A 1,711-nucleotide genomic window follows, 5' to 3' on the forward strand; every position below is an offset into this window, starting at 1 on the left:
GCTTTAGCGCTATCGTCCACGCGTGAGCGGTTTTCCTGTTCGGCCGACCAGTTCGACATCATCGTTGCCTTTGCCGAACACCACGGCTTGCTCCATGCGCCGTTTCACTTGGTCATCTCCGAATACACGCGCGCCCGGCTTCACTGATCCAAAGCACTCCGATGAAGCGCCGCGTCCCGCGGCTGACGGCGATCGATCTGGAACATGTAAAGGCACCTTGTTTGAGGTATGCTTTTCAACCGCTCCAAGGAGACGACGATGGCCAAGCAGGCACGTAGCGACAGTCAGGTTCAACCGCCTGATCGGCCGGACGCGGCCGCGGACATCCCCGGACAGGTCGTCGTCGTATTTCAGGGCGGCGGTGCGCTTGGCGCCTATCAGGCGGGCGTGTATCAAGCCTTGCATGACGCGAAGGTCGAGCCGGACTGGGTGATCGGTACCTCCATCGGGGCGATCAACGGCGCGATTGTGGCGGGCAATCCACCCAAAGATCGGCTTGCGCGGCTAACCCAGTTCTGGGAGGGCGTCTCCGGCCGCGGGTCTGCCTGCGCAGGCTGGATGCAGAATCTCGACGAAGGCCTGCGTAACCTCGCAATCGTCACACAAGGCATTCCGTCGTTTTTCGCTCCACGGCTTGAGCCGTGGCTGGGCCTTCATACGCGAGTCGGAGTAGAACGCGCGGCCTTTTATTCGACGGAGCCGCTACGCGCCACGCTGTCGTCACTGGTCGATTTCGACTACCTGAACAACAAGCAGATGCGGCTGACGGTGGGTACCGTCAACGTAAAGAGCGGGCGCATGCGCTATTTCACGAATCGCGATGCGCCGCTGGATGTCGACCATGTGATGGCATCCGCCGCGTTTCCACCCGGCTTTCCGTCAGTGCGACTCGACGGCGAGACGTATTGGGACGGCGGCATCTACTCCAACACGCCGCTAGAAGCGGTCCTTGACGACAGGCCTCGTCTGAGTTCAGTGATCTTCGCCGTGCAGTTGTGGCCGATAAGCGGTCCGGAACCCGAATCAATCCGGGAAGTGATGAGCCGGACCCGCGACATTCAATATTCGAGTCGCGCGGAAAGCCATCTCGAACGGCAAAAACAAATACATCGGCTACGCCACGTGATTCGGGAACTCGCCCAGCACATCCCGGAAGCGCAACGCGAATCGGATACCGTCAAGGAATTGCTGGATTGGGGATGCGGCACCACAATGCACGTGCTTGAACTCGACGCGCCGCGCTTCGAGGGTAACGACCTGAACAAGGACATCGATTTTTCGTGGACCGGGATATCACGCCGTTGGGCCGTCGGTTACGAGGACACGAAGCGCCTGTTGCAACTCGCCCCATGGCGCACACCGCTTGATCCAATCGAGGGCGTCGCGATTTATCGCGCGGGCTCCGGATGCGGGCAAACCCTTTCCTGACTCCACGACGACGGACGGCCCGGTGCTGCCGGGAAACTGCAGTTGATCGGCAATCGGCTTGCAAAGTGAGAACTCTCTGGCCGAAGTCCGTCGTTATCGATACCCTGTCGTTTTTCGTGGTCCCGGCGCAATCCGCGCTTGCGTGCAATGCACCATTCGGATCGCAGCAGCTAGCACGCTAGCGACGCCTTACAGCGAAACCCTCGCGCGCGCTCTTAGGGAACAAAACCGCATGAATTTCAGTCTTTTGAAAGGCATTTTGCCTCTCAGTCGCGCAGCCGCA

1 protein-coding gene is annotated in these 1,711 nt (G+C 60.0%); it reads left to right on the forward strand.

Annotated features, from left to right (window positions below; genetic code table 11):
- Nucleotides 1–258: 258 nt before the first annotated feature.
- Nucleotides 259–1,428, forward strand: a complete 1,170-nt coding sequence (locus WCA53_RS17030) for a patatin-like phospholipase family protein (protein ID WP_423912851.1) — start codon at nt 259–261, stop codon at nt 1,426–1,428.
- The last annotated feature ends 283 nt before the right edge of the window (nt 1,429–1,711 follow it).

This window comes from Caballeronia sp. (assembly GCF_049581465.1).
GTDB lineage: Bacteria > Pseudomonadota > Gammaproteobacteria > Burkholderiales > Burkholderiaceae > Caballeronia.